The sequence below is a fragment of the Marivita sp. genome (assembly GCF_020055675.1).
Lineage (GTDB): Bacteria > Pseudomonadota > Alphaproteobacteria > Rhodobacterales > Rhodobacteraceae > Marivita.
The window spans coordinates 352240-374919 of the sequence record NZ_JAIPUS010000001.1; the positions used below are offsets into that span (position 1 = coordinate 352240).

Genomic DNA, 22680 nt, shown 5'->3' on the forward strand with positions numbered 1-22680 from the left:
GGCGCGACACATCGGGCGGCGCAGCAAAAAGCCCCGGACGCCGACTGCGGACCTCCGGGGCTTGGCTGGATGACCGGGATCACGTCATCCGTTCGGGATGCGCTTGGGCCTACTTGGCTGCTTCGGCAACCTGCCGCTGACGGCCCAGACCTTCGACTTCGATCTCCATCACGTCGCCGGGCTTCAGGAAACGTTGCGGCTTCATGCCCATCCCGACACCCGAGGGCGTTCCGGTCGCGATGATGTCGCCGGGAACCAGCTCCATGAATTGGCTCATGTAGGAAACGATTTCCCGCACTGTGAAGATCATGTCATCCGTGTTGGAATCCTGCACCACCTCGTCATTGAGTGTGAGCGACACGCGCAGGTCCTGCGGGTTCGGCACGTCGTCGGCGGTCACGAGATACGGGCCGGTCGGACCAAAGGTAGGGGCGGATTTGCCCTTGATCCATTGCCCGCCCTTTTCGATCTGGAAGGCGCGTTCGGACACGTCGTTGATGGTGCAATAGCCCGCAACATGGTCAAGCGCGTCCTCCTCCGAGACGTAGAGCGCGCGGCGTCCGATCACGACACCCAGTTCCACTTCCCAATCGCCCTTGACCGAGCCGCGCGGCAGGATCACCGGATCGAACGGTCCCGACAGGGCGGATGTGGCCTTGGAAAACAGGATCGGCTCGGTTGGCGGGAGGGCGCCGGTTTCCTCGGCGTGTTTGGCGTAGTTGAGGCCAATGCAATAGAAATTGGGTACCGAGGCAAGACAACTGCCGATGCGACCGGGCGTTTCGACAAGTGGCAGGTTCCGGAGGTCAATTTCTTTCAACGCGGCAAGCGCCTCGATCGAAACGGAAGCGCCCGAGAAATCCGTCACGTGCTCGGACAGGTCCCGGATATTGCCATCGGCATCCAGAACGCCGGGTTTTTCCTGGCCCTTGGGGCCAAAGCGCAGAAATTTCATGATACCTATCCTATCCAGCTTTGCAGAAATGACGCGGTCGCACCGCGCATCGCAATACGGTCGCACCGAGCAACCCGGTACCGCTTCCGCTATACGGTGTAAAGTTCAACAGGCTTTTCCGGGCTTTGGCTCGACATTGGCGAGTTGGCGGATGGGTCCGGCGCATCTATCAGCGTTGACACGCCCCGAATCACCGCGCACCTTTCGCCAGATTTCATGACTGGCGCAGGACAGGTGACGCATGACACGAACGCTCGCGATCGGACCTTACAACGACGCAGAAAAACAGGGCTTGGCCACGGCATTCGATCCGGTTTTCCTTGACCATCCGGGCGCGATTGCGGGTCTGGATGCTCAACACCGCGACCTGGTCACCACCGTTGCCTACAAGGGACACAGTGCATTCGGAGCCGCAGAGATGGGCCATTTGCCCCAGCTTGGCCTCGTTGCAAATTACGGCGTCGGGTATGATTCGATCGACGTTGCAACAGCGACGGCACGCGGGGTCAAGGTGACGAACACGCCGGATGTCCTGAACGACGATGTGGCCGATCTTGCCGTTGCCATGCTGATCATGCAGGCGCGCGAAATGGAGCGGGCCAGCCGCTGGGCGCGTTCGGGCAAATGGGCGGAGCGGGGTGAATATCGGTTGACCCGCAAGGTCAGCGGCGGCCGCGTCGGGATCGTCGGCCTGGGCCGGATCGGTCGCGACATCGCAGAGCGTTTGGCGGCGTTCAAGATGGAGGTGCACTACTGGTCGCGCACCGAGAAAGACACGCCTGGCTGGACCTATCACCCTGATCCGGTGGCCTTGGCCGGGCGTGTAGATTACCTGGTCGTGGCCCTGGTCGGCGGGCCGGAGACAGAAGCCTTCGTGTCTCGCGACGTGATCCAAGCCTTGGGACCGCATGGCATCCTTGTCAATATATCGCGCGGGTCGACAGTAGAGGAAGCAGCCTTGCTCGAGGCGCTGGAAACCGGCAGGATCGCGGGCGCGGCGCTGGATGTCTTTTGCAACGAACCAAAAATCGACCCACGCTTCTACGCTCTGGACAACGTGGTAATCCAGCCGCACACGGGGTCGGGGACGGTCGAGACCCGCGCGGCGATGGCGAAGCTGCAACGCGACAATATCGGCGCTTTCCTTGCCGGCGCGCCTTTGATGACCCCGGTAAATTGAGCCTCCCGCCGCGATGTATGGCCCCGCCGTGGCGGGGCCCGGCTTCAGATCGTCATGCCGCCGTCGATGCTGATACACTGGCCGGTCAGGTAGCAGGTGTCGTCGCCGGACAAGTACACGACAAGATCCGCGATCTCCTGCGCGGTTCCGATGCGTCCCATTGGCTGCCGCGCGACAAAGGCTGACATGGCGCTTTCGTAATCGCCCGTCGCCCGGAGCCTTTCATGCAGAGAGGGGCTGTCCACTGTTCCTGGCGCGATGGCGTTGCAGGTGATACCCTTGCTGACGAAATCCGCCGCGACCGATTTGGTCAGACCGATCAGCGCGGCCTTGGACGTGCCATAGATACAGCGGTTCGGCAGTCCCCGGACACTGGATGCGACCGACGCGATATTCACGATGGCCCCGCGCCCCTTGTCGAGCATTCCCGGCAACGCCGCCTGGATCGCATGCAGATGCGCCCGCACGTTGAGGTGCATCGCATCGGCAAAATCGTCGTCGCTCACATCCAGAACGCTGCCGCCGTGCACATGGCCCGCGCAATTGACAAGGATGTCGGGCGCGGCGCTTTGAACAGCGTGCTGCAAGGCGGCCCTGTCCAGTACATCAAGGGCAAATGAGTCATCGCAGGCGATGCCCTCCAGAAGGTCGGCGCGCAGATCGGTCGCCACGACCTTGGCACCGGCGGCGGTCAGGGCTTCGACGCTGGCCCGCCCGATCCCCTGGCCGGCAGCAGTCACGAAGGCACGTTTGCCAGAAAGTCTTTGTGTCATGATGTCCTCATGTTCTTGCTCATCCAATCGACCATTTCCGACACCATCCTGTCGCCGTCACCATCTTCCCTGGCGCTTTGCAGGACGTCGTCGGCGCAACCCGACATGCGGCTGTCGAGCCCCAAATCACGTGTCATCTGCCGGTAATAGCCAACGTCCTTGGACGCGTTCGCAATCGAGAAGGCAAGGCTCTGCTCGCCCTCCACGGCGTAGTTTCGAACGAATTCCATCATGCCCGATCGCAAGGGACCGGCGGCCATGACCTCGAACAGGGTCTGCCTGTCGATCCCCGCGGCATCGGCGGTGGCAAAGGCTTCGGACATCGCGCAGGCCACGGTCATGCCGAAGTAGTTGTTTATCAGCTTGATCGTATGGCCGTTGGGCAATGCGCCAAGGTGGAAGACGTTTTCCCCCAGAACGTCGAGCACCGGCTTCACCCGGTCGAAGGCGGCACGGTCGCCGGAGCACATCAGGTTGAGCATCCCCTTTGCGGCGTGCGCCGGCGTCCGCCCCAGCGGCGCGGCGAGATAGGCTGCGCCTTTTGTCGCGAGATCATCCCCGATCTGGAGTGTCGATGCGGGCAGGGAGGTTCCGAAATCGATCACCACCTGACCTGCACGCACCCCGGAAAGGATACCGTTTTCACCATAGACATTGGCCTCCACATGCTCGGAGGTGCCAACGCACAACATGACGATATCCGAAGAGTCCGTCAGCGCGCCCGCGTTGGCGGCCTCGGTGGCCCCGCGCGCCAATGCCTGTTCGATACCGCTGCGGTCGCGGTTGCCCAACACGCAAACGTCGTATCCCGCGTTTTGCAAACATTCGACCATGGCCCGGCCCATGAGGCCCAAGCCGATAAACCCGATCTTCATTTGATGTCCTCCCTTGGTGTCCCTGTCCGTGCCGGTCCGGTCACATGGTGGCGCCGATTTGCCAGGGCACGAATTCGGAATCGCCAAGACCTTGCAATTCGGATTTTGACGGCGCGCCAGAGGCCATTGCCAGCCACATCCGGTAGATTTCGCGCCCCACCTCTTCGACCGATTTTCCGTCCGAAATGACCGTGCCCGCGTTGACATCCATGTCGTCCGGCATGCGCTGGTACATCTCGGTATTGGTGGCGACCTTCATCGACGGGCTTGGTTTCGCGCCAAAGGCCGACCCGCGCCCGGTTGTGAAACAGACCAGGGTGCATCCGCTGGCGATCTGCCCTGTCACCGAAACCGGATCGTAGCCGGGGCTGTCCATGAAGGTGAACCCCTTGGCGGTCACTGGCTCGGCGTATTTGTAAACGCCGGTCAATGGCGTCGTGCCACCCTTGGCCGCCGCGCCAAGCGATTTTTCCAGGATCGTCGTCAAGCCACCCGTCTTGTTGCCGGGGGAGGGGTTGTTGTCCATGCTGCCATTGTTGCGGGCGGTGTAGTCCTCCCACCACGCGATCAGGTCCAGCAGGCGCTGGCCTGTCGCGGTGTCGGCGGCGCGTGCCGTCAGCAAATGCTCTGCGCCGTATATCTCGGGTGTTTCGGCCAGAACCCCGGTGCCGCCCTGTGCCACCAACAGATCGCAGGCATGGCCCACGGCCGGGTTGGCCGTGACCCCGGACCAGGCATCGGATCCGCCGCATTGCAGGGCCACCATCAATTCCGAGGCGGGCGCCTGCTCGCGGGTGACGCCATTGACGACCGGCAACATGGCTTCGATTTTCTGGATGCCGAGGTCGATGGTTTTCTGCAACCCCCCGACATCCTGGATATTCATGCGCTGGAACAATGGACCGGGGGTCAGGCCATAAGCCTCGATCAGCCAGTCAATCTGGTTCATTTCACAGCCGAGGCCCGCCATCAGCACGCCGCCGACATTGGGGTTCTTCGCATATCCCCACATGACCCGTTGCAGGGCCTCGAACCCGTCGCCAGAGCCAGCCATGCCGCACCCCGTGCCGTGCACGAAGGCGACAACACCGTCGACGTTCGGATAGTCCACCAACCGCTCCGGCGTGAAATGCGCGGCAATCATCCGGGCCGCGGTGGCGGAACAATTCACCGAGGTGAGAACGGCGATATAGTTGCGCGTGCCGAAGCGCCCGGACTCCCGCTTGTACCCCATGAAGTAGTCCTGCTGCCCAGGCGTGGGCGCGGGGCGCAGGTTGGTGGAGAACGTGTAGTCCGTATCCACCCCCCTGAATTCAAGGTTATGCGTATGCACATGCGCGCCCTTGGCGATATCCTCGGCCGCGTAGCCGATGATCTGCGCGTATTTGCGCACCGGCTGCCCCTTGGCAATATCGGCAATGGCCATCTTGTGCCCGCGGGGAATAAGCTGGCTCGCGCCCTCTGATCCGACATCAAGCGGTTTGATGGCGGTGACTACATTGTCGTCGTCTGACAGTTGAATGGTGGTCATATCGGTGGTCCAATTTGTTCCGTGTCCAACGCTGCGCAGGGCCAGATTTCCACGCAGTTCCAAGCGCGCCGTGGCAGGTGTTTCAAAGTGATATACCAAATATCACCGAAAACCTACCACCCAAATAGCCAGGTTTGCGACGGAATTTCCAAGCCCCGGAGTGCGATTGGAGGAGACGCCAAGAACTGCGGTGTCGCAAACAAATCGCGCCGCCACACCCCCTTGGTTTGGTTGGCGCATGCAGGCGCGCTTCGGCATCGTGTTCGGGATCATTTTGATCAATATCGCCGGCATCACCTCCGGGCGGGCCACGCCCGACCCCGAGAACGTGCAAGATGCTCGGTGACCGTGCTTCATTTCCCTGGTTGACAAATTATGCTCTGGTTCAATCCATCTGGAAGGCAAGGATGCAAAGAAACCCAACCGGCCGCTGAAAAGGACCCGCGCCATGGATCAACCCACGCAAGCGACTGCATGTTCCCTTACCAAATCCGTTGCGGCGCGGGTGTTCATGGCGGCGTGGCTTGTGTGGGCTTCAACAGGGGCCTCGGCGGCGGAGGGTGATCTTCCTGTGCCCTCGGGCGAGGTCTTGCTGCGGGTCGATGGCGGTATCGCGCGCCATAACACCGATGGTGGCGCAGCCCTTGATCGCGAGATGCTTGCAGCGCTTCCGCGCGCGACGCTGGAGACCAGGACAGTCGTGACAGACGGGGTGCGCCACTTCACCGGCTTTTACATGCGTGACCTGTTGGACCTGTTGGGCGCTGAGGGCGAAACGGTGGTTGCCACCGCCCTCAACGATTACGAGATCGAGATCCCGCGGGAGGATTTCCGGCAGTTCGACGTGATCGTGGCCACGCATATGGATGGCGCGCGGCTGGAGCCATGGGACAAGGGGCCGCTATGGATCGTTTACCCGCGCGACGACCACGCCGAACTGCAGGACCTGCGCTATGATTATCGCTGGGTCTGGCAGTTGACCCATCTCGAGATCCAATGACGGGCCGACGCGGGCTTCTGGCCTATCCCCTCAGCATGATCGGAGTGGTGCTCTTTGCCGGGCTTCTTGTCTTCGCCCTGTGGCGTCTGCTGGATCAGGAGGCCGACCTGCGCGGTACGGCAACCGACAACATGCTCTGGACGATTTCACAGGCGCAAGTCGCGGCTTACCAGCTGGACGCGGCGCTTGGCCGGGCCCGGCATGGCGAGGTCGGCGACGACAGTTTGCGCTTGCGCTACAACGTGCTGCACAGCCGCATGGCATTGCTCGAGGCCGGACCGCAAGCGAGATATCTTGAAACGCTCGGCCAACGCGCGGAGATTGAACGCATCGCCGATGACATCCGCTCTCAAGAGACGGCGTTTCTGGACGCCAGCGCGCAGACAGACGGGACGTTGCAGGTTCTGCTCGACAGCTATGCAAGGGCTACCGGGCGCGCGGCCAATGCGGCGATGGTCACGCAGCTGGAACAGATCGGCGGGCTGTTGGATCGTCAGCATGGCGCGATCTTGCAGGTGATCGGGGCGATCACCGCCATCGTCGCGATCGGCACGCTGATCTCTTGGCGGATGCTCAGCTCTTTGCAGGCGGAATACCGGGCGCAGGTCTCGCTGACGCGCGAGCGCGAGATGCGCGAGGCCTACCGGGGGTTCGTGGCCCTGGTGGCGCATCAGTTCCAGACGCCGCTTGCTGCAATCGATTCATCGATGCAGCGCATCTTGCGCAAGGGCGCAGCGATGACCCGCGATGAGATCCAGCAGCGCGCGCGCCGCGTGCGCGGATCCGTGGCACAATTGACCGACCTGATGCGCGCCACTCGCGAATCCGTGCGTCTGGATGCCGGCCAGATCGACATGCAGCCGACAACATGCGACGTCTGCAAGGAACTCGACACGGCGCGCCGCAGCCAGCTTGACGCCCATCCCGAGCGGACGATCCATCTCGAAATCGGTGAAAGCGTCCCGGCCATGCTGGTCGCCGATCCAGTCTTGCTGCAACAGATCCTCGACAACCTGCTGGCCAACGCTCTTGCCTATTCGCCGCCGAATGAACCCGTCGCGATGCAGGCCGAGGCCAGCGCGGGGCGGCTTCTGATCTCGGTTAAGGACAGGGGGACCGGCATACCGCTGGCGGAAATGCCCATGGTGTTCGAGCCGTTTTTTCGCACGAGCTACACAACGCAAATCGCCGGCTCGGGGATGGGGCTTCACCTGTCACGGCAACTGGCGCGCCTCATGGGCGGTGATATCCGGGCACAGAGCAGCCCGGGCGTCGGATCGACCTTTGTGCTTGATGTGCCGCTGTGACGTCTGGCTGGAGGACCATTGCCGCAAGTGTCGCGCAAATCCCGACCCGAACGAGACGGCACCGCGCCCCGGCCTGCGAGATCTAGCCTATGGCGGCAAAGGCCCGCATGACGCGGCCAAGAAGTTCGGCCTGACGATTGGTGCCCGTCTTTTCAAAGATGTTGCGCAAGTGGAAGGCAACGGTTGTCTGGCTTATTCCCAGGTCGCGCGCCACTTCGGCCCGCTGACGTCCGCCCACAAGCGCCTGCGTCACCTGGGCCTCTGTCGGTGTCAGGCCGAAAAGACAGGTCAGCGCGTCGGACGGGCAAGTGACGGGATGCGACGGGTCAGAGACGAAAACCGCGACGCCCGATTGCCGCGTGCCGGCCTCGACGGGCACGCAGATCAGCGACAGCTCCGTGGCCGCGCCGGTCATGCAGGGCACCGTCATGCCGCGCATGATGTCATCGTTGCGCGCGGCGGCATGGGCGACGCTGCTGATGATCTTGCGCAGTTGCGCCGTCAGGTTGGTGGATGCCATGGGCAGGCGATCATCGAGGGAAAAGGCACCGGTCCGGGCCGACAGCGCGCGGGCCTGATCGTTGGAAAAGGCGATTTGCCCGTCGGGGTCGACAAGCAGGACACCGATACTCAGCCGGTCAAGCAATGCCAGCTTGATCTGATCCCCATGCAGTCCGTCAAGGCCACGCGCGTTGTCTTCATGTGCATCGCGGGCGGCGCGGCGGCGCGCATGGGCAAGACGCGCGTCCACGCTGGCAAGCATGAGTTCGAAATCAACAGGCTTGAAGAGATAATCCTCCGCGCCGGATCGCTTGCCCTCGAGAAGGTCCTCGCGGGTGTCCCGAGCTGTCAGGAAAACGACGGGAATGTCCGCCAGGTCTTTGTCCGGCGCGCGCATGTGGGCAAGCAGCTCGAGACCGTCCATCCCCGGCATGGTGATATCGCACAGAACCATGTCCGGCCGCGTGGATCGAACACAGGCGAGCGCTTCATGCCCATTCGAGGCCGCGATGGCGTCGTGTCCGGCCGCGCAGAGTTCCTCGACAATATCGGCGCGCAGGTTCGGTTCATCCTCGACGCAAAGGATCAGGCTTTGCCCTGCGGTCTGGCTTGCCGAGAGTGTCATTCTTTAACGTCCTGCATGTCGGGCGCTCTATTCGCCTCTATGCCGCGATCTTACCACACCCGATGGGCAGGGTCCCCCGTTCATCCGAACGGGGACAGCACAGCGCGTGGCAGGTTATCTGTCAACCACCTCAGTCATTTCATGGAAAGATGCGCGCATGTGGGATTTCTCGGCTAGGCAGGCGATGGCCATGATGGCGCGAACCGCGCCGTTCATCGTGTTCCGCATGGCGGTCTATTTCGGCGCGGCTGTTGCCTACATGCTGATGACCGGTGTCGGCGCGGGGGTTGGCTGGGGTGTTGGCGGCTTTGGCGACGAAGACTTTCGGGCGGCGGCCACGCTCTGGGGTGGGGTCGCGGGCTTCGGCATCACTGCGGCGGTCATGTATCTTCTGCGCGAATACCTGCTTTATGTGGTGAAAGCGGGCCATGTGGCTGTGCTGGTCGACCTGATCGACGGCAAGACGCTGTCTCAGGGCCGGTCGCAGATTTCCCATGCCCGCGCGGAAGTGACGGCACGCTTTGGCCAGACCAGCACGCTCTTTGCGGTCGACCAGTTGATCAAGGGCGTTCTGAAGGCGATCACGGGTCTGTTGCGCGGCATGATGAGCATCATTCCCGTTCCCGGCGCGCGTCAGATCGTGTCCGTCGTGCAGGCCTTTCTGAAGATCGCCGTCGGCTTCATCGACGAGGTGATCCTGGCCTATGCCATACGCACCGGATCCGACAACGCCTGGCAGTCGGCCCGCGAGGGACTGGTACTGTACGGGCAGAATTACAAGGTCATGCTGAAGAATGCCGCTTGGCTTGCGCTCATTGTCTATGGGCTGTCGTTCGTGGTGTTCCTGATCATGCTGGCGCCGGCGGGGCTGGCCGTCTACCTGATCCCCGGCGCATGGTCCGCAGGCGGCATGGTCTTTGCGCTTCTCCTGGCCTGGAGCGTGAAGGTCGCACTGCTGGAGCCTTTCGCGATCGCCTGCATGATGCAGGTCTATTTCCGCACCATCGAGGGCCAGACCCCTGACCCGGCATGGGAACAGCGGCTCGACAGCCTGTCGGCGAAGTTCCGCAAGCTCAAGGAAAAGGCCGTGTCGGTGACGGACCCGGACCCGCAACCGGCGGCCGCCCGGGCAACATGATCCGACCGACTGTGGATCAACCGGCAGGCCCCGAGTTTCAAAAATGCAAGCCCGTCAACAGGACGAGGATAAAACAATGGCAAATCCCCGATACATAATGCTGACAACCGCGGTCCTGTCGGCCCTGGTCGTGACCAAATCGCACGCCGAAACGGCAAGCGTGATCGTGTTCGACGCCTCGGGGTCAATGTGGGCGCAGTTTGAGAATGGCAAATCCCGCATCGAGATCGCCCGCGACGTGATGGATGATTTCGCAGCCGACCGCGATGCGCAGGGCGTCATCGGCGTGGTGAGCTATGGCCACACGCGGCGCGGCGATTGCGGCGATATCGAGACGGTGCTGCCCGTCGCGCCGCATGCGGCGGGCGACCTCGCGGCGACCATCCGCACCCTGGACCCCAAGGGCAAGACGCCCCTGACCGACGCGATGGCACAGGCCCGCGACCTGGTCCCGCGCACCGCGGAGGCTGCGGATATCATCCTGATCACCGACGGGCTGGAAAACTGTGGTGGCGACCCCTGCGCGCTGGCGGCGGAGTTCGCCGCCGAGGGGATCGATCTGCGCGCCCACGTCGTCGGCTTCGCGATGGAGGCCGAGGCGGTCGAGACACTGTCCTGTATCCCCGATCAGACCGGTGGGCAGCTTTTCACCACGCAGTCCGGCGCCGAGTTGGCCGCCGCGTTGACCGACGTGGCCTTGGCCGCGCCCGCGGTCGAGGTGGACCTTGCCGCGCCTTTCGAAGTCACCGCCGGGGCGACCTTTGAAGTCACGGTCGAAGGCGGGGACAGCGACAAGGATTACCTGCTGATCGCCCGCGACGGCAGCCCGGAAGAGGCCAGCCGCTATCAGCGCATGGGCAACCGCGTGGGCGGCGATGGCACCTATGAATATACGGCTCCCTCCGACTCCGGAGAGTACGAACTGCGTTACCATCTGGTTCGCGACAACACCATCGCGGCGCGCCATCCGCTGACCGTCCTTGCCGCAAATACCCGCATGGAGGTGCCGACTGCGGTAGATGCCGAGGCAAAGTTCGAGGTGTCGATCGCCGGGGGTGTCTCCGGCTATGTCGTGATCGTCGAAGAGGGCCGCGCCCCCGACGATATCGTGTCGCGCTATGCCCGCATGAAGAATTCGGTCGATGGCGACGAAGGCACGCTCACCCGCACCGCCCCCGAGACGCCGGGCCGCTACCTGCTGCGCTATCACGCCGGGGATGATCAGCGCCTGCTGGTCGAACAGCCTCTCGTGGTCTCCGAATGACGTTTTCCCGACGCGGCGCTTGCGCGCTCTCGCCGATCAGGGGATAGTCCCCGCCGGCGCTCTGGCCTCGGCCGATCCAGCACGGGTTGGGAGACATGCACGGGTTGGGAGACATGACGCCGTAGACCTGGGATGTGGCGCGCGCGTGCGGACAGAGACGCGTCTCCGTCGCGCGTTTCATGTCATCAATGGTGGGATGTGGCGCGCGCGCGTGCGGACAGAGACACGGCTTATGATCGAAACAGACAACGAGCGGATGGGGATGTGGCGCGCGCGCGCGCGGACAGAGACCCCTTGGCACCGACAGTGGCGGGGCACGGCATATCGCTCAGGCCGCAGACACCACCGCCGTCAGTTCCTCGGTCTTGCCGTCGACCCTTTTCGTATTTTCAGCAATATTTCTCCGGTCCGTTGTTCTGAGCCACTGAATAGCGATCTCCATGCGCCCATCCGACGGGCAGGCGGCGGTCGATTTCCGCAAGGATGTCGGGTGTCAGATCAAGCGCGGTTCCCGCCGCGAGGTCGCGCAGGTGCTGCGGGCTGTGCGTGCCGGGGATCGGGATCACGCGATCACCCTGCTGCAGCAGCCAGGCGATGGCAAGCGCGGCAGTTGGCTGGCCCATGTCGGTCGCAATTTCGCGCAGCGCGTCGCTTGCGCGCCGGTTGCGCATCAGATTCTTGCCGGTGAACCGCGGATTGTCCGACAGAAAGGCCGAACGCGCGATGCTTTCCGGCGTCGGCGGGCGGTCGGTCAGAAGCCCGCGCCCGACGGGCGAAAACGCCACCAGCGCGGTGCCCAATTCGGCGCAGGTCTGCACAAGGCCCAGGTCGGGCAGGCGGGTTTGCAGCGAATATTCCGACTGCACAGCGGCCACCGGGTGCACCGCTGCCGCCCGGCGCAGCGATGTGGGCGCGATCTCGGAAAACCCGAAACGGGCGATTTTGCCCTTTTGCACCAGCCGCGCGAGGCTTTCCGTCACGTCCTCGATCTCGATATCGGGGTCGCGCCGATGCACGTAGAACAGTTCCACCTGTTCGAGGCCAAGGCGCTTGAGGCTCTTGTCGAGTTCCTGCTCGAGGTGTGGCGCGCTGTTGTCGAACTTGCGGGGGCCGGAGTCACGGCCTCGCACGATCCCGGCCTTGGTGGCGATCCGGAAGGGCAGGGCGCCCTTGGCGCGATAGCGGTCAAGATGCGCGCCGATGATCTCTTCCGAGCGCCCCATGCCATAGACATTTGACGTGTCCAGATGGGTGATCCCGCACTCGATGGCAGCATCCAGCGTGGCGTGGCAGTCGGTTTCGGCCACGTCACCGTAGAAGGCGGTAAAGGACATCGCACCCACGCCGATGGCCGAAACTTCCGGCCCATCGGGCCCCAGCTTGCGCATCTGCATCACTGAACCTCGCCGCTTCGCAAACGCGGGTTGGCCGACAGGACAAGGTCAAGCTGCGGGCAAGCCGGGGTCTTCGCAGAAAGGGGCGTGGCCTTGTCCTTTGCGCGCGCGCGAACAGGCGCGTCTTGCGGTGTGAGGGCGTGGTCGTCGGGCATGCAGCCTCCGTGTCGTTCCGTGGGGTTTCTCGATCAGCCCCTCTATGCGCATCTGCGACAGGGTCTTCAACATAAATGCCTGTGCAGGTCTCTGCTTGCAGCGTGGTTTTCAAAGCAGCCGCGAGGGAACCGCGAATCAAAGGCCCGGATGAATACCGCCCGGCCGGTGAAAGCGATGTTGCCGGATGCAATGCTTTGGCATGTAAAGGCCATGGTTGCCAGCTTCAGGTTTTGGCCGGTAGCGACGCGCGTCTCGCTTGACATGACGGTTGGCCGGAATTGCCATTGCGGTCTGGTTCGACTTGGTCGTATGTCTGCGCGGGACCCGCCCGACGCCCCGGATGAGACCCGCCTGTGGTAGGGCAACGTGCTGATCGGCGCCCAGACGCGGGGGCTGGTCAATTGTTTTGCCGCCTGTGTTGCCCTGTGTTTCTGTGACCAAGAGAAACTGGAGATACCATGACCGACTTTCCCGTCTTTGACGGCCACAATGACCTGGTTTTACGCATTCTGCGCGGGCACGTGACCGCTGACGCCGTTGCGTCGGGGCTGTCAGATGGGCATATCGACAAGCCGCGTGCGCAGAAAGGCGGCTTGGGTGGCGGCATGTTCGCGATTTTCGTGCCCAGCCCTGATGACAAGGCCGTGCGCCATGACGAAATGCGCAACCCGCCTTACGACATTGCCTTGCCGACCCGCGTGACCGAGGCCGAGGCGACGGACTGGACCGAACGCGGCCTTGACGCGATGGACGCCCTGGAGGCTGCTGGCGCCATCCGCATCTGCCGCACCGCGCAAGAGATCGAAGCGGCGCTGGCGGCCGAGGAAATGGCCGCCGTCCTGCATATCGAGGGTGCCGAGGCGATCGACCGCGACTTCGAAAAGCTCAACGCGTGGCATGCCCGCGGGCTGCGGTCGCTTGGGCCGGTCTGGAGCCGCGACACCGTCTGGGGCCACGGCGTGCCGTTCCGCTACCCGTCCGATCCCGACACGGGGCCGGGCCTGACGGAAGACGGCAAGGCGCTGGTCCGCGAATGCAATCGACTGAAAATCCTCGTGGACCTGTCGCACCTCAATGCCAAGGGCGTCGAGGACGTGGCCCGGATCACCGATGCGCCACTGGTGGCAACGCATTCCAACGCCTGGGCGGTGTGCCCGCATTCGCGCAACGTGACCGACCGCCAACTGGCGATGATCCGCGACAGCGATGGAATGGTGGGCATCAACTTTGCCAGCGCCTTTTTGCGGCCCGACGGGCGGATGGAGTCCGAGTTTGAGCTTGACATCATGCTCCGACACTTTGACGATCTTATCAGCAGCCTTGGCGAGGATCGTGTCGGCCTTGGGTCCGATTTCGACGGTGCGCTTGTTCCTGATCGGATCGGGGATTGTGCGGGCCTGCCCAACCTGCTCACTGCATTGCGGTCTCATGGCGTGGACGATGGTCTTATGACTAAGATCACACATGGGAATTGGCTAAGGGTCCTGCGGAAAACGTGGGGCGAACAATAATTGGAACGGGGACTTACACCATGAAATCACCCTTTGTTGCAGCTGCGGTTGCGTCGCTTCTGGCCGTAGGCGTGGCCGCGCCGAGCGTTGCCCAGACACCGCCGAACATGCTGGTCATCGCGAACCGGATCGACGACATCAAGACCTTCGATCCGGCCGAAAGCTTTGAATTCGCCGGCGCCGATGTCAGCCGGAATGTCTACCAGAAGCTGGTCAACTTCGATCCGCTCGACCTTGATGCCGGTTTTCAGCCGCAACTGGCCGAAAGCTGGGAAATCTCCGACGATGGCATGACCATCACCTTCACGATGGCCGAGGGGCACACTTTTGCCTCAGGCAACCCGGTGACGGCCAAGGACGCCGAATTCTCTCTGCGTCGCGCGGTGACACTGAACAAGACGCCGTCCTTCATCCTGACGCAGTTCGGCTTCACCCCGGAAAACGTCGAACAGACCATCGTGGCCCCGGATGACAGCACGCTGGTGCTGACACTGGACAAGCCCTACGCGCTTTCTTTCGTGCTGAACTGCCTTACGGCCACCATCGGCGGCATCGTCGACATGGAAACCGCGATGGCGAATGAAGCCGATGGCGACATGGGCAACGCCTGGCTGCGCACCAACACGGCCGGCTCGGGCCCCTACAAGGTTGTCGAATGGCGGCCGAGCGAAAGCGTGCTGATGGATCTCAATCCCAATTACAGCGGTGAAACCCCCGCCATGGAGCGGGTGATCGTCCAGCACATTCAGGAAAGCGCGACCCAGCGTCTTCAGCTCGAACGCGGCGATGTCGACGTTGCGCGCAACCTGTCGACCGAAGACGTGGCGGGCCTGTCGGATGTCGACAGCGTCAAGATCGTCGACGAACTGCGTGGCCGCCTGATGTATTTCGCGGCCAACCAGAAGAACGAGATGCTGTCCGATCCCAAGGTTCTGGAGGCGCTGAAGCTGGCGGCTGATTACCAAGGCATGTCGGATTCCTTCCTCAAGGGGCAGTACACCGTGCATCAGGCATTCCTGCCGCGCACCTTCCTGGGTGCGCTTGAGGAAACGCCGTTCTCCTATGACATGGAGGCTGCACAGGCGGCACTGGCGGACTCGGCTTATCCCGATTGTGGCCCGATCAAGATCTCGGTCCGCGATGCGCAGGAACGCATGGACATCGCCCAGTCGCTTCAGAACACATGGGGCCAGCTTGGCTGCGATATCGAACTGATCGTCGGCACCGGCGCACAGACGCTGGACCGCTACCGCGCCCGCGAACACGATATCTATCTCGGCGCCTGGGGGCCGGATTATCCCGATCCCAACACCAACGCGGGCACTTTCGCCTTCAACCCCGACAATTCGGATGAAGCGGGGGCCACTGGCCTGCTGGCATGGCGTAACGCTTGGGCCATCCCCGAGATGAGCGAAAAAACCCTGGCCGCAGTGGTCGAGAACGACACCGAAACGCGCGCTGAAATGTATCGTGACTTGCAACGCGAGCATCAGCAGATCAGCCCGTTCGGCGTGATGTTCCAGCAGATCGAACAGAACGGCATGCAGTCGAGTGTCGAGAACTTCGTCGCGGGTGGCGCAACCACGGCCGTGTCCTATTGGGTGATCACCAAGTAAATGGCGGATCAGAACGTCAATCAGACAGGCGGGCGGCTGCGGCCGCCCGTCCCTATCTGGGTCAGGAAATCCCTGGCCACCTCCGCGACCGTGGCCTTCACGATCCTGGGCCTGCTTTTTGTCACCTTCATGATCGGCCGCGTGATGCCGATCGACCCGGTTCTGGCCGTGATCGGCGAACGCGCGACACAGGCCCAATACGAGCAGACCTTCCGGGATCTCGGGCTGGATCAGCCCTTGCTGGTGCAGTTCTGGATCTATGTCACCGACGTGCTCAAGGGCGATTTCGGCACGTCCATCCGAACCGGGCAGGAGGTCACGACCGACATCGCCCGCGTGTTCCCGGCAACGCTGGAACTGGCAACGCTTGGCACCTTGTTCGGCGTCGTTCTGGGCGTTCCTCTGGGTGTGATCGCCGCCGTCCGCCAAGGCAGCTGGATCGACCAGCTCGCGCGGTTCGTCGGCCTGATCGGCTATTCCATGCCGATCTTCTGGCTGGGCCTTGTGGGGTTGCTGATCTTCTACGGCATCCTTGGCTGGGTGGCCGGTCCGGGGCGCTTGGGCATCTTCTATCAAGGCATTGTCGAACCCATCACCGGCCTGATCCTGGTCGACAGCGCGCTGCGCGGTGAATGGGCCGTGTTCCGCAACGCGTTCTCGCACATCATCCTGCCCGCGTCCCTGCTGGGCTATTACAGCCTTGCCTATATCAGCCGCATGACGCGGTCCTTCATGCTCGAACAGCTTGGGTCGGAATACGTCACCACCGCGCGGGTCAAGGGGCTCAGCGAGTGGCAGGTGGTCTGGGGTCATGCCTTCCGCAACATCCGCATCCAGCTGGTGACGGTCATCGCGCTGGCCTATGCCAACCTTCTGGAAGGGTCCGTCCTGACCGAGATCATCTTTGCCTGGCCCGGTCTGGGGCAATACATCACCACGTCGCTGCTGGCGAATGACATGAATTCCGTGCTGGGCGGCACGATCGTGATCGGCACGATCTTCGTGGGGATCAACATCTTCTCCGACCTGCTCTACCGCTTCTTAGATCCGAGGTCCAAATGAGCACTTCGCAAGGTTTGCGCGACTGGCTTCTCAGCGAAGAACCGACCTCCCGGCGACAGGCGAAATACGCATCCTGGTACAAGGGGTGGCTGACGCTGCGATCCAATACGCTGGCCATGATGGGCCTGTTCGTGCTGGCGTTCCTGATCCTGTGCGCAATCTTTGCACCGTTTCTGGCAACGCATGATCCTTTTGCACAGGATCTGGGACAACGGCTGCTGCCGCCTGGCGAAGATGGGCACCTCTTCGGCACCGACAGCCTGGGGCGGGACATCTATTCCCGGCTGCTTTATGGCGCGCGGATCTCGATCTACATCGTCCTGCTCGTAATCATGGTGGCACCCCTCGTCGGCCTGATCGTGGGCACGGTGTCCGGCTACGCGGGCGGCTGGATCGACGTTGTGCTGATGCGGGTCACCGACATCTTCCTGGCCTTTCCACGCCTCATCCTGGCGCTGGCCTTCGTGGCGGCCCTTGGCGCGGGGATTGAAAACGCGGTGCTTGCGATCTCGCTCACCGCGTGGCCGCCCTATGCGCGGATCGCGCGGGCCGAAACGCTGACCATCCGCAATTCCGACTATATCCACGCGATCAAGCTTCAGGGTGCGGGACCATTCCGCATTGTTACCAAGCATATCTGGCCGCTCTGCATCTCGTCGCTGGTGATCCGCGTGACGCTCGACATGGCGGGCATCATCCTGACGGCGGCGGGACTGGGGTTTCTGGGCCTCGGTGCACAACCGCCCAGCCCGGAATGGGGCGCGATGATCTCGGAGGGGCGTCAATACATCCTGGATTACTGGTGGGTCGCCACGATCCCCGGCATCGCGATCTTTGCCATCAGCCTGGCTTTCAACCTGCTGGGCGACGGGATGCGCGACGTGCTTGACCCGAAAGAGGACAATTCATGACCGACGCGCCGCTTCTCGACGTGGAAAACCTCTGGGTGAAGTTCCGCACCCGCACAGGTGTCTTCGACGCTGTGCGGGGGATCTCCTTTACCCTGGGCAAGGAACGGCTTGGCATCGTTGGCGAAAGCGGATCCGGAAAGTCGATGACCGGCCGCGCCGTGCTGCGTCTGATCCGGCCCCCGGGGTTCATCGAGGCCGACAGGCTGAACGTGCATGGCGAAGACATCCTGTCGCTGCCGGAAAAGGGCATGCGCAAGCTGCGCGGCGGGCGGGTGTCGATGATCATGCAGGACCCGAAATTCTCGCTCAACCCGGTGATGACGGTGGGTCAGCAACTGGTCGAGGCGCTGCGCGCGCATGAAAACGTGTCGCGCAGCCAGGCGCACAAGCGCGCCCTGGAGGTGCTTGACGAAGTGGCGATCCGCGATCCCCAGCGGGTCATCGACCTGTATCCGCACGAGGTGTCGGGCGGCATGGGCCAGCGGATCATGATTGCCATGATGCTGCTGCCCAACCCCGAGATTCTTATCGCCGATGAACCCACCTCGGCGCTGGATGTGTCGGTGCAGCTTCAGGTGCTCGACATCATCGACAAGCTGGTGCGCGACCGGGGCATGGGGCTGATGTTCATCAGTCACGATTTGAACCTGGTGGCCAAGTTCTGCGACCGCATCGTCATCATGTATGCCGGCCGCATCGTCGAGACCTGCAAGGCCAGCGAGCTGCGCAACGCGCAACACCCCTACACGCTTGGCCTGCTCAATTCGGTGCCCGACCTGGAACGCCCGCGCGATCACCTCGAGGTGCTGAAACGCGATCCGGCCTGGCGCGACGCTCCCTCCGTGAGTGCCCGCCAATGAGTGCGGTCATGGTCAAGGACCTGAATGTCTGGTTCGGCGTCGGTGCGGATCGCTCCTATGCGGTGCGTGATGTGACTTTCGACGTCGCCGATGGCGAAAGCTTTGGCCTCGTGGGCGAAAGCGGGTCGGGCAAGTCGACGATCCTGCGCGCCATCGCCGGCCTGGTACCCACGTGGTCGGGCGACATGACGGTCGCGGGCGAAACCCTTGGACCCAAGCGCAGCAAATCCTTCTACAGCAAGGTGCAGATGGTCTTCCAGGACCCCTACGCGTCGCTGCACCCGCGCCAGACGGTGGATCGGGTACTTTCCGAGGCGATGGGCCTGCACGGCGTTCAGAACATCAACACCCGCATCGGTAAATTGCTGGATGACGTGGGCCTTGGCGCCGGCTTCCGGTTTCGGTATCCGCACCAGCTTTCGGGCGGTCAGCGCCAGCGCGTCGCCATTGCGCGGTCGCTGGCCTGCAATCCGTCGATCCTGCTGCTCGATGAACCTACCTCGGCGCTGGACGTGTCGGTGCAGGCGGAGATCCTCAACCTGCTGGTCGATCTGCGCCGTGAACACAAGCTGACCTACATCATGGTCTCGCATGATCTGGGCGTCGTCGGTCATCTGTGCGAACGCATCGGCGTGATGCGGGAAGGCCGGTTCGAAGAGGTGCTGACCGTCGAGGACATGCGCCGGTCCAAGGCAGAATCGCCCTACACTCAGCATCTTCTGGAAAGCTCGATCAACTCGGTTCGGTGAAAAAACTGTCCTGCCGAAGTTGAGGCCACACCTGCCGCAACGTTTACACCGTCGTTTACCGAATCGCGATCAGTAGAATCCGCGTGCTCGAACCGACCGCAGAGCCCGATATAGACACGGGGTGCACACTAACACCATCCATGAACTGACTTGGTCCAAGTCAAAATGGACCAGTTCGAGGACACACCGCACGGCAAGCGCCTTCGTTTCCGCACCAGCAAGCGCGGCCAGATCGCGTATATCCCAGCCACATCAGCGCTTGAGCATCTGATCGCAGAGACGCCCAAGGAGCAAGAGATACTGCTGGTGTCAGAGCTCGGCAGGCCTTTGACCGCCCGTTGGGCATCCAACCAGATCACCAAGTGGCGGCGAGAGGCGCAGATACCCCCGTGGATCGATGGTCGAGAGATGACCTTGTCTGATACACGCGGGACGGCTGCGACCAGATTGAAACGCTCCGAGTTTGTCGGAGACCATCAACTTAAGTAAGGATGATGGTTATGACAAAAAGCAAAATGGCAAATCGGTATGCGCCCGAGGTCCGCGCACGTGCGGTCCGGATGGTGTTCGAGCATCAGGGCTCATATGAAACGCGGGCGGGCGCGATTGCGGCCATTGCACCCAAGATTGGCTGCATTCCCCAGACCCTGCGCGAATGGGTCAAGCAGGCCGAAAAAGACAGCGGGATGCGCGATGGCGTGACCACTGAGGAACGGGACCGGAGTGAGCCATTGAAGGCGCCATTGGTTCAAGCCCAATGGCGAACGCCCTGGAACGTGAGGTTCGAGAACTGCGCCAGGCGAACGAAATCCTCCGCAAGGCGTCAGCTTATTTTGCGCAGGCGGAACTCGACCGCCCACTGAAGCGATGATTGCCTTCATTGAAGACCAGCGCATTGTTTACGGCGTCGAGTCGATCTGCAGGGTTCTGCCGATCGCGCCGTCCATTGCCCGGCAGGTGATTGCGCAGCAATCTGCCGAGAGGGGACATATTACCACCGCCTGACGTGCCTCGCTGATCCGTCCAAAGCTTCGGAACGCCATCAGCGGGACGCAGTGCTACGGCCAGAAATCAAGCGTGTCTGGGATGAGAATTACCAGGTCTACGGGGTCCGCAAGGCATGGCATCAGCTGAAGCGCGAGGGCTTTGATCTGGCGCGTTGCACGGTAGAGCGGCTGATGAAACAGATCGGCATCCGTGGGGCAGTGCGCGACAAGGTGGTCAAAACAACCGTCCCTGACACGTCAGCCCCTTGTCCGCGTGACAAGGTCAACCGGGTGTTCCGTGCGCCCGCACCGAACCTGTTGTGGGTCAGCGACTTCACCTACGTGTCCACGTGGCAAGGCTTTGTCTATGTTGCCTTCGTCATCGACACGTTTGCAGATTGCATTGTCGGCTGGCGGGTCTCACGGTCGGCCAAAACAGACTTTGTTCTCGATGCTTTGGAACAGGCCCTGCACGATCGACGGCCAGTTCGGAAAAGCGGATTGGGTGTTTAATCGCACGTCCGGAGTCAAGCCTTTTGCACAACAGACTGTGGAACCAGAGGCGTCGTGGTATCGTCCTGGCAGACGCCGTAGCATTTCCGTAGCGACCGGGTACCGCACAAGAGAGACCGCATACCGGGAGCGGGGTTGTTTCCGCGGTTGGCAAAAGCCGCCGCAGGATGGTCTTCGCAGGATGGCCTTCCTATGTTCAACACGCAGCATCCGAAGGAACTGCATCCAATCTTAACGGAATGGCCAGACCCACGTCCGCGGCAAGGACGTCCTGCGCGTTTGCTATGGACGCGCTGGAATGGTTGACTTGCGAATTCTTGGTTACGCGGGAGCGCCGGCCAACTTGTTGAATGGCTCTCCTGTTTTCAGCATACTGTGCATGATGACGACCAGCTTGCGCGCCACAGCGACTGCCGCGCGCTTGATGCCAAGGCGCTCTCTAAGCTTGAGCCCCCAATCCTTAAGGCTGCTTTCATGCCGCGAGCTGGGTCGCGTGAGCATCACCACCGCTGCCTCATAAAGAAGGCTACGCAGGTGGCTGTCTCCCCGCCGGGAGATGTGCCCGTCAAAATCTATTTCTCCGGATTGATAGCGCCGCGTAGTCAACCCAAGCCAGGCACCGACCGAACGCGAACGCTTGAAATTGCACGGATCCTCAATTGCAGCTGAGAAAGAAAGCGACGTGATGGCCCCGATGCCGGGGATCGTCATCAATAACTGCGTCGCCCTGCTATTCCGTGCCGCGTCCAGCAACTGGCGGTCGAGGTTGGCCGTGTGCTTGCGAATGTCGCGCCAAGCATCGAGCAGCGGCAATATGATCCTTGCCAGACCATCATTGCCAGCGAGCAGTTCCCGGACGTGATCCTCAAACACCCGCCCCTTGCCCTTGGGCACGATAAGGCCGAATGTTTTCATGACCCCACGACTCTGGTTGCTGAGTTGGATCGACATCGCGGCAACCTGCTTACAAACGCCGATCAGCGTGCGGGTCAACATTGCATCGAAACTTTTCACGCGAACGACCTTGTAAAAGCCTGCTTCAGCTCATTGCGCCAAGCCATCGGCGTCATTGGCGTCGGTCTTGTTCAGCGTCTCGTTCAATATTTTCTGCGCGTGGCGGGCTTCGATGCAGATCGCCGGTACTCCCTCGTCCGATAGAGCATGATAGAACCATGTCGAAAGCGGACCAGTCTCGAAAACCACGCGTTTTACCTGTGGCGCATGCCTACGGATGATGTCTGCCAATAGCGCCGGATCTGACGCGCACTTCCATCGCCAAATTCGTGTGCCGTCCTGCCGGATCGAGATTGCGGTATTTTTCAGTTCAGTGAAACGTCCAAACCGATATACTGTTCCATGGTTGCTCTCCATATGATGCTTGGGCCCGGTGCAGATCGTGAGCCCGTTTTCCATATTATCGGGGAGCAACCACCTCGCAATCAAAGCAGGATGGCGGGGGCCAGTAGCACCGCGATTACCCCATGTTCAACAACCGCCGCCTGCTTGGCCCCATCGGAAATGTCCCGCCAGCCAAAGCCGAAGAGAACGTCTATGCACAGCGTGCCGTGCTCGATATGGTCGCGTGAAATGAAGCTAAAGGTCTCCGGTAAAACCGGGGCGATTCAGGATGCTGGGTGCAGAGCCGACCGCGCACCTTGGGTATGAAGAGGGCGAGACTGCGCCGTCAAGCCAATCCAACCGCCGCAACGGCACTTCGGGCAAGGTGCTGAAAGGACAGGACGGGGAATTGCCGGTGGCGATCCCCCGTGACCG

General features: G+C 62.1%; 21 protein-coding genes, 2 pseudogenes and 1 other annotated feature. Of the genes and pseudogenes, 15 read left to right on the top strand and 8 right to left on the bottom strand.

Features of this window, described 5'->3' with window-relative positions; genetic code table 11:
- Positions 1 to 109 precede the first annotated feature (109 nt).
- A complete protein-coding gene (locus tag LCF59_RS01730) occupies positions 110 to 955 on the bottom strand; it encodes a fumarylacetoacetate hydrolase family protein (protein ID WP_292284952.1) in 846 nt (281 codons plus the stop codon).
- A 241-nt stretch (positions 956 to 1196) separates the two neighbouring features.
- Here LCF59_RS01730 and LCF59_RS01735 point away from each other — a divergent pair, with 241 nt between their 5' ends.
- The gene (locus tag LCF59_RS01735) at positions 1197 to 2135 is read left to right on the top strand and encodes a 2-hydroxyacid dehydrogenase (protein ID WP_292284954.1); all 939 of its coding nucleotides are present in this window, start codon (positions 1197 to 1199) and stop codon (positions 2133 to 2135) included.
- A gap of 44 nt (positions 2136 to 2179) precedes the next feature.
- Here LCF59_RS01735 and LCF59_RS01740 read toward each other — a convergent pair whose 3' ends face one another.
- From LCF59_RS01740 to LCF59_RS01750, 3 genes are read right to left on the bottom strand one after another with little or no spacing between them, the layout of a single operon-like run.
- Positions 2180 to 2908: an SDR family oxidoreductase gene (locus LCF59_RS01740; protein WP_292284956.1), complete on the bottom strand. Its 729-nt coding sequence runs from the start codon at positions 2906 to 2908 to the stop codon at positions 2180 to 2182.
- Complete coding sequence (locus LCF59_RS01745) at positions 2905 to 3783, bottom strand: NAD(P)-dependent oxidoreductase (RefSeq protein ID WP_292284958.1); 879 nt, start codon at positions 3781 to 3783, stop codon at positions 2905 to 2907. The genes LCF59_RS01740 and LCF59_RS01745 overlap by 4 nt, the downstream gene beginning before the upstream one ends.
- Before the next feature lie 40 nt (positions 3784 to 3823).
- Positions 3824 to 5314 carry a UxaA family hydrolase gene (locus tag LCF59_RS01750; RefSeq protein WP_292284961.1) on the bottom strand — a complete coding sequence of 497 codons (1491 nt, stop codon included), beginning with the start codon at positions 5312 to 5314 and terminating at the stop codon, positions 3824 to 3826.
- A gap of 166 nt (positions 5315 to 5480) precedes the next feature.
- On the opposite strand from LCF59_RS01750, the gene LCF59_RS01755 reads away from it, so the two are divergent.
- The 3 genes from LCF59_RS01755 to LCF59_RS01765 all read left to right on the top strand — a co-directional run bounded on the left by LCF59_RS01755 (position 5481) and on the right by LCF59_RS01765 (position 7621).
- Positions 5481 to 5660: a hypothetical protein gene (locus LCF59_RS01755; RefSeq protein ID WP_292284963.1), complete on the top strand. Its 180-nt coding sequence runs from the start codon at positions 5481 to 5483 to the stop codon at positions 5658 to 5660.
- Positions 5661 to 5762: 102 nt separating this feature from the next.
- Positions 5763 to 6314: a molybdopterin-dependent oxidoreductase gene (locus tag LCF59_RS01760; RefSeq protein ID WP_292284964.1), complete on the top strand. Its 552-nt coding sequence runs from the start codon at positions 5763 to 5765 to the stop codon at positions 6312 to 6314.
- Positions 6311 to 7621, top strand: coding sequence for a sensor histidine kinase KdpD (locus LCF59_RS01765; RefSeq protein ID WP_292284967.1), 1311 nt, complete (start codon positions 6311 to 6313; stop codon positions 7619 to 7621). Before LCF59_RS01760 ends, LCF59_RS01765 begins: the two co-directional genes overlap by 4 nt.
- 82 nt (positions 7622 to 7703) lie before the next feature.
- On the opposite strand, the gene LCF59_RS01770 is transcribed toward LCF59_RS01765, so the two are convergent.
- The gene (locus LCF59_RS01770) at positions 7704 to 8747 is read right to left on the bottom strand and encodes a response regulator (protein WP_292284968.1); all 1044 of its coding nucleotides are present in this window, start codon (positions 8745 to 8747) and stop codon (positions 7704 to 7706) included.
- Between the two features lie 157 nt (positions 8748 to 8904).
- On the opposite strand from LCF59_RS01770, the gene LCF59_RS01775 reads away from it, so the two are divergent.
- Both LCF59_RS01775 and LCF59_RS01780 read left to right on the top strand, forming a co-directional pair.
- Positions 8905 to 9885 (top strand): hypothetical protein, encoded by a 981-nt coding sequence (locus LCF59_RS01775; RefSeq protein WP_292284970.1) that lies wholly within the window; start codon positions 8905 to 8907, stop codon positions 9883 to 9885.
- 76 nt (positions 9886 to 9961) lie between these two features.
- On the top strand, positions 9962 to 11149 hold the full coding sequence (locus tag LCF59_RS01780; RefSeq protein WP_292284972.1) for a VWA domain-containing protein: 1188 nt from the start codon (positions 9962 to 9964) through the stop codon (positions 11147 to 11149).
- A gap of 389 nt (positions 11150 to 11538) precedes the next feature.
- Here LCF59_RS01780 and LCF59_RS01785 read toward each other — a convergent pair whose 3' ends face one another.
- Both LCF59_RS01785 and LCF59_RS01790 read right to left on the bottom strand, forming a co-directional pair.
- On the bottom strand, positions 11539 to 12543 hold the full coding sequence (locus LCF59_RS01785) for an aldo/keto reductase (RefSeq protein WP_292284973.1): 1005 nt from the start codon (positions 12541 to 12543) through the stop codon (positions 11539 to 11541).
- Entirely contained in the window at positions 12543 to 12698 is a 156-nt protein-coding gene (locus LCF59_RS01790; RefSeq protein WP_292284975.1) for a hypothetical protein, read from the bottom strand. The genes LCF59_RS01785 and LCF59_RS01790 overlap by 1 nt, the downstream gene beginning before the upstream one ends.
- A 459-nt stretch (positions 12699 to 13157) precedes the next feature.
- Between LCF59_RS01790 and LCF59_RS01795 the strand changes: the two genes are divergently transcribed.
- From LCF59_RS01795 to LCF59_RS01830, 8 genes and pseudogenes are all read left to right on the top strand, one after another.
- Positions 13158 to 14210, top strand: coding sequence for a dipeptidase (locus tag LCF59_RS01795; protein WP_292284977.1), 1053 nt, complete (start codon positions 13158 to 13160; stop codon positions 14208 to 14210).
- A 20-nt stretch (positions 14211 to 14230) separates the two neighbouring features.
- Complete coding sequence (locus LCF59_RS01800; RefSeq protein ID WP_292284979.1) at positions 14231 to 15826, top strand: ABC transporter substrate-binding protein; 1596 nt, start codon at positions 14231 to 14233, stop codon at positions 15824 to 15826.
- Positions 15827 to 16888: an ABC transporter permease gene (locus tag LCF59_RS01805; RefSeq protein WP_292284981.1), complete on the top strand. Its 1062-nt coding sequence runs from the start codon at positions 15827 to 15829 to the stop codon at positions 16886 to 16888. It begins immediately after the preceding gene.
- Entirely contained in the window at positions 16885 to 17799 is a 915-nt protein-coding gene (locus tag LCF59_RS01810; RefSeq protein ID WP_292284983.1) for an ABC transporter permease, read from the top strand. Before LCF59_RS01805 ends, LCF59_RS01810 begins: the two co-directional genes overlap by 4 nt.
- The gene (locus LCF59_RS01815) at positions 17796 to 18659 is read left to right on the top strand and encodes an ABC transporter ATP-binding protein (RefSeq protein WP_292284985.1); all 864 of its coding nucleotides are present in this window, start codon (positions 17796 to 17798) and stop codon (positions 18657 to 18659) included. The genes LCF59_RS01810 and LCF59_RS01815 overlap by 4 nt, the downstream gene beginning before the upstream one ends.
- Positions 18656 to 19408, top strand: coding sequence for an ABC transporter ATP-binding protein (locus tag LCF59_RS01820; RefSeq protein WP_292284987.1), 753 nt, complete (start codon positions 18656 to 18658; stop codon positions 19406 to 19408). The genes LCF59_RS01815 and LCF59_RS01820 overlap by 4 nt, the downstream gene beginning before the upstream one ends.
- 165 nt (positions 19409 to 19573) lie before the next feature.
- Positions 19574 to 19897, top strand: a complete 324-nt coding sequence (locus tag LCF59_RS01825; protein WP_292284988.1) for a hypothetical protein — start codon at positions 19574 to 19576, stop codon at positions 19895 to 19897.
- 11 nt (positions 19898 to 19908) lie between these two features.
- A pseudogene (locus tag LCF59_RS01830) lies at positions 19909 to 20898 on the top strand (IS3 family transposase); the annotation flags it as partial.
- Positions 20234 to 20350: a sequence feature (AL1L pseudoknot), on the top strand. It overlaps the preceding pseudogene by 117 nt.
- Positions 20899 to 21228: 330 nt before the next feature.
- Here LCF59_RS01830 and LCF59_RS01835 read toward each other — a convergent pair.
- Positions 21229 to 22265, bottom strand: a pseudogene (locus tag LCF59_RS01835) (IS110 family transposase).
- Positions 22266 to 22534: 269 nt separating this feature from the next.
- On the opposite strand from LCF59_RS01835, the gene LCF59_RS01840 reads away from it, so the two are divergent.
- Positions 22535 to 22680, top strand: a 146-nt coding sequence (locus LCF59_RS01840) for a transposase (protein ID WP_292285022.1), incomplete at its 3' end; no start/stop codon positions are given.

What these genes read in the sequence shown, in the direction of transcription:
- LCF59_RS01730 (WP_292284952.1), bottom strand. Translation starts at nt 955, where the DNA reads ATGAAATTTCTGCGCTTTGGCCCCAAGGGCCAGGAAAAACCCGGCGTT.
- LCF59_RS01735 (WP_292284954.1), top strand. Translation starts at nt 1,197, where the DNA reads ATGACACGAACGCTCGCGATCGGACCTTACAACGACGCAGAAAAACAG.
- LCF59_RS01740 (WP_292284956.1), bottom strand. Translation starts at nt 2,908, where the DNA reads ATGACACAAAGACTTTCTGGCAAACGTGCCTTCGTGACTGCTGCCGGC.
- LCF59_RS01745 (WP_292284958.1), bottom strand. Translation starts at nt 3,783, where the DNA reads ATGAAGATCGGGTTTATCGGCTTGGGCCTCATGGGCCGGGCCATGGTC.
- LCF59_RS01750 (WP_292284961.1), bottom strand. Translation starts at nt 5,314, where the DNA reads ATGACCACCATTCAACTGTCAGACGACGACAATGTAGTCACCGCCATC.
- LCF59_RS01760 (WP_292284964.1), top strand. Translation starts at nt 5,763, where the DNA reads ATGGATCAACCCACGCAAGCGACTGCATGTTCCCTTACCAAATCCGTT.
- LCF59_RS01765 (WP_292284967.1), top strand. Translation starts at nt 6,311, where the DNA reads ATGACGGGCCGACGCGGGCTTCTGGCCTATCCCCTCAGCATGATCGGA.
- LCF59_RS01770 (WP_292284968.1), bottom strand. Translation starts at nt 8,747, where the DNA reads ATGACACTCTCGGCAAGCCAGACCGCAGGGCAAAGCCTGATCCTTTGC.
- LCF59_RS01775 (WP_292284970.1), top strand. Translation starts at nt 8,905, where the DNA reads ATGTGGGATTTCTCGGCTAGGCAGGCGATGGCCATGATGGCGCGAACC.
- LCF59_RS01780 (WP_292284972.1), top strand. Translation starts at nt 9,962, where the DNA reads ATGGCAAATCCCCGATACATAATGCTGACAACCGCGGTCCTGTCGGCC.
- LCF59_RS01785 (WP_292284973.1), bottom strand. Translation starts at nt 12,543, where the DNA reads ATGCAGATGCGCAAGCTGGGGCCCGATGGGCCGGAAGTTTCGGCCATC.
- LCF59_RS01790 (WP_292284975.1), bottom strand. Translation starts at nt 12,698, where the DNA reads ATGCCCGACGACCACGCCCTCACACCGCAAGACGCGCCTGTTCGCGCG.
- LCF59_RS01795 (WP_292284977.1), top strand. Translation starts at nt 13,158, where the DNA reads ATGACCGACTTTCCCGTCTTTGACGGCCACAATGACCTGGTTTTACGC.
- LCF59_RS01800 (WP_292284979.1), top strand. Translation starts at nt 14,231, where the DNA reads ATGAAATCACCCTTTGTTGCAGCTGCGGTTGCGTCGCTTCTGGCCGTA.
- LCF59_RS01805 (WP_292284981.1), top strand. Translation starts at nt 15,827, where the DNA reads ATGGCGGATCAGAACGTCAATCAGACAGGCGGGCGGCTGCGGCCGCCC.
- LCF59_RS01810 (WP_292284983.1), top strand. Translation starts at nt 16,885, where the DNA reads ATGAGCACTTCGCAAGGTTTGCGCGACTGGCTTCTCAGCGAAGAACCG.
- LCF59_RS01815 (WP_292284985.1), top strand. Translation starts at nt 17,796, where the DNA reads ATGACCGACGCGCCGCTTCTCGACGTGGAAAACCTCTGGGTGAAGTTC.
- LCF59_RS01820 (WP_292284987.1), top strand. Translation starts at nt 18,656, where the DNA reads ATGAGTGCGGTCATGGTCAAGGACCTGAATGTCTGGTTCGGCGTCGGT.
- LCF59_RS01825 (WP_292284988.1), top strand. Translation starts at nt 19,574, where the DNA reads ATGGACCAGTTCGAGGACACACCGCACGGCAAGCGCCTTCGTTTCCGC.